At 64.7% G+C, this 3,618-nt stretch carries 3 protein-coding genes and 2 pseudogenes; 3 read left to right on the top strand and 2 right to left on the bottom strand.

Going from position 1 to position 3,618, the window contains the following annotated elements:
* A pseudogene (locus ACWEQL_RS41645) lies at positions 1 to 203 on the top strand (RHS repeat-associated core domain-containing protein); the annotation flags it as partial.
* 495 nt (positions 204 to 698) lie between these two features.
* Positions 699 to 1,088 (top strand): annotated as a pseudogene (locus tag ACWEQL_RS41640) (polymorphic toxin-type HINT domain-containing protein); the annotation flags it as partial.
* Here the strand turns inward: ACWEQL_RS41640 and ACWEQL_RS41635 are convergent.
* The gene (locus tag ACWEQL_RS41635) at positions 1,089 to 2,150 is read right to left on the bottom strand and encodes an IS630 family transposase (RefSeq protein ID WP_452156718.1); all 1,062 of its coding nucleotides are present in this window, start codon (positions 2,148 to 2,150) and stop codon (positions 1,089 to 1,091) included.
* A gap of 44 nt (positions 2,151 to 2,194) precedes the next feature.
* Between ACWEQL_RS41635 and ACWEQL_RS41630 the strand changes: the two genes are divergently transcribed.
* Positions 2,195 to 2,560: a hypothetical protein gene (locus ACWEQL_RS41630; RefSeq protein ID WP_452156716.1), complete on the top strand. Its 366-nt coding sequence runs from the start codon at positions 2,195 to 2,197 to the stop codon at positions 2,558 to 2,560.
* 712 nt (positions 2,561 to 3,272) lie between these two features.
* On the opposite strand, the gene ACWEQL_RS41625 is transcribed toward ACWEQL_RS41630, so the two are convergent.
* Positions 3,273 to 3,618, bottom strand: a 346-nt coding sequence (locus ACWEQL_RS41625) for an integrase core domain-containing protein (RefSeq protein ID WP_452156714.1), incomplete at its 5' end; no start/stop codon positions are given.

Here is a 3,618-nt window from a genome sequence, read left to right as displayed (position 1 = left end):
CACCAAGGGCTTCGTCGGCGGCACCAAGGACGACACCACCGGCCTCACCAACCTCGGAGCCCGCCAGTACGACCCGAACACCGGCCGCTTCATCAGCCCGGACCCGATCCTCGACCCCGCCGACCCGCAGCAGTGGAACGGCTACGCGTACAGCGAGAACGACCCGGTCAACTCCAGCGACCCCAGCGGCCTCAAATCCGAGGAATGCGGCACCCTCTACCAGTGCGGCTCGGCCGGCACCATCACCATGAGCAACGCCGCCGAAACCACCCACAAGTACGTCTCCGATGACGACCAGAGGCGCTACTACCAGCAGAACCTGCCCGGCTACATGCGCCCCAGCGAGCAGCAAAACTGGATGGCGAAGCAGATCCACAAGAACAACGTCTCAACGTGGGGATACAACCCCACGAAAAAATCTAAACTAGACCGGGCCACCGAGCTCGCCGACGCCGCTAGTTACCTTCCCGGCCTCGTCGGCACAGCCGGCGACCTCGTCTCCCTCGGGCTGAACATCTACCGGGGCGACGTGGAAGGAGCCATCAACAGCGGCATCGGACTCGTACCCGTCGGCGGCGACTACCTCAAAGCCAAACGCACCATAGACAAGGCCGAGGACCTCAAGACCAACAAGGCCGACGACCTACTGGGCCAAGGCACGTGCCCGCTCCCCGGGGCGAAGGGACAGCTTCCCGCCGGACACCCTCGTCCTGATGGCCGACGGCAGCACCAAGAAGATCGGCGACATCCAGCCCGGCGACACCGTCCTGGCCACCGACCCACAGACCGACACAACCCTCGGCCAGCCAGTCACCGCGAAAATCGTCACACCGGACGACGCCGAGTTCACCGAACTCACCATCAGCAACACCACGACCACCACCGACACGCCACTGGTCTCCACCTCCCACCACCCCTACTGGGACGAAACCACCCAACGCTGGACCCCCGCCAAGGACATCGCGGTTGGCGACCAGCTGCTGACCACGAGCGGCACCACCGTCACCGCCCTCTCCACCCGCACTTACAGCACGAACCCGCAGGAGGCCCACAACCTCACCGTCGCCAACCTCCACACGTACTATTGATCAGAAACTCAATTGGTTCTCGTCGAGGGTGTAGCGCACGTGCGGACCGTGGAAGTAGCCGCGGACGATGTGGGGTTGGCGTTGGCGGCGGTGGAAGAAGCGCCGGGCTTCGGCTGCGAGTTCGGCCCGGTTGCGGGCCCGGTGGCTCATGGGCAGGCTGCGCTTGAGGTCGGCGTTGACCAGTTCGTCGGGGTTCAGCTCGGGCGAGTACGACGGCAGGAGGTGCAGTTCGACCTGTTCGGTGTGGTCGGCCAGCCAGGCGCGGACCTTCTTGCTGCGGTGGGCCGAGTGGCGGTCCACGACGAGGTGGACCTTGCGGTCGAAGTGGCCGGCGAGCCGGTCGAGGAAACGGCACATGACCTGCGCGTCGAAGGTGCCGGTGAAGACCATGAAGTGCATGCGGCCCTTGGTACTGATCGCGGACATGGCGTTGACCGAGAAGCGGTTCCCGGTCCGGCGCACGATCGGAGTCCGCCCCCTGGCGCCCCAGGTCCGGCCGGTGACCTGGTCGGAGCGGATGCCGACCTGGTCGGCGAACAGCACCTCGGCGCCTTCGGCTTTCGCCCTCGCGCGGATCGCCGGCCAGGTCTCCTCCAGCCAGCCACGCACTGCCTCGGGATCCTGCTCGACGGCCCGCTTGTCCGGGCGCTGGAACGACAGTCCCCAGCGGCGCAGGTACTTGCCCACCCCCGGCTCCGTCAGGTGGACCCGGTACAGCTTCGCAATCAGCGCACCCACCTGGGAACGCGTCCACAGCTGACCGACAAGCCCCAGCTCACAGGGCTGGTGGTCGAGCACGGCCTGCCGCACCGCCGCCTGCTCGGCCTCGGACAGCACCTGATGCTCCCCGACCCGCCGGCCACGCGGGCGCCCGATGAGCGCCTCGCGCCCGCCGTCCAGCCACTTCGCCCACCAGCCGTCCAGCGCCTTCAGCGAGACCTTGAACACCGACGCGACGTCCTCGCGGGCCCGGCCTTCCACCAGCGCGGCCACCGCCCGCAGCCGCAACGCTTCCTGCGCCGACGGCGACAAGTGCCGCGCGTCCCCCACCAGTTCAGTCACGCGGTGTTCAACGACCGAGAACCCCTACCGTTTCGGATCAATATGTGCTGGCGGGCGAGACTCCGGTACTCGTTCATAATTCCAACAGATGCATTCACGCATCTGTTGCTTACCAGGACTGGGCCACCAAGGGTGCCCACATTCACATCGGAGAGAATGAGGTGAGGATCTTCCCGAACGGCGAAGGCGGGATCGGCGCTGAGGCCATTCGTCTAAGGTCCGGAACGGCTAGCCCCAAGGAGGTTCAGAAGGTTCTGGATGAGATCCACTCGAATCCGAGCCTGAGGGCCGATATCATCGAAAAGGCCAAATCCGCCCGAGCCAGTATGAACGCTGGAGAGTTTGGCATGCAGTCCAACCGGGCAGCGGAGATACACTTCCTCATCAAGGCATTGGAGAAGATGGGGTGACTGAACTGGACTTCCTCCATGATGTCGCGGTGAGCGGGCAAGTTCTAGGGGTCGGGCTGGGGACCAACCCAACCCAATGGGAGCAGGCCCTTGGCAATGACTACGTCGATGACGTGCACAAGGGCCGCATGCGTCGCGACTATGGCCTCGTGGAGCTATCTTTCCTGCGGTTCGAGAATTCTTGGAAATGCATAGGAATTAGCATTCAGGTGCATCGGTTGCCACTGCCCAATGCGGACGTGATTCCCAAGCCCCTATCGCGCAGATACGGTACTTTTCAGGACCGGGTCTCGTTTGGCGCCTTGGTTCAGTCCATTATTCGAGCTGGCGCCAGCTCGGAAGCAATCGAGGATGCCACCAGGTCAAGGTATAGGAGATTCTGGATCCCTGAATCGTGCGCACTGATTCACGTAATAGATGACGACGTGAGTGATTCAGGGGTTCCGGGGCCGGGGGACGTGTGGTCCATCGCCCTGTCGCGGGACGCGGAGACCTGGAAAGCCCCACTCAAATAGACCACTGAGGTTCTTCCATCACGCGAGCGGGCGCCCCACCAAGATCTTTGGTGGGGCGCCCGTGACGTTTTGACGGCCTCGGCAGGCCGCGGCAGACCCAGAGCACCAGCGCGGCGAAGCTGCGGGTGCCGAATAATCATCCGCGCTGGTCATGCGGCATGTTGGTACTCGTGGAGTGTGCGGCCGAGTCGGTCTCGTCAAAGGACCTCCAGCTGTGTGACGTGCCCTGGCGGGTTGATCGGTTCGGGTGGCAAGCGCAGGGGCGCGGCCTGCATCAGCGCTCGGTGTGGCCGGTGCCCGTTGTAGTGGGCCTCGAACTCGCGGAGCGTGTGGAGGAGGTGGCGCTGGTTCCAGATCGAAGTGCGGTCCGAAAGCTCCCTGCGGCAGGTCTGTGTCCAGCGCTCCGTCAGGGAGTTCATCCGCGGCATCCGGATGCCGGTGGTGACCATCTTCAGGCCGGCATCGGCCATCAGGGCGTCGAAGGCGGCGGTGAACTTCGAGTCGCGGTCACGGATCAGGAACCCGGCCGTGCTGCCCGCGTCC

The organism is Kitasatospora sp. NPDC004240 (assembly GCF_053603215.1).
The sequence above is the reverse complement of the archived record's forward strand: the minus strand, read 5'-3'. Positions and strand labels throughout refer to the sequence as shown.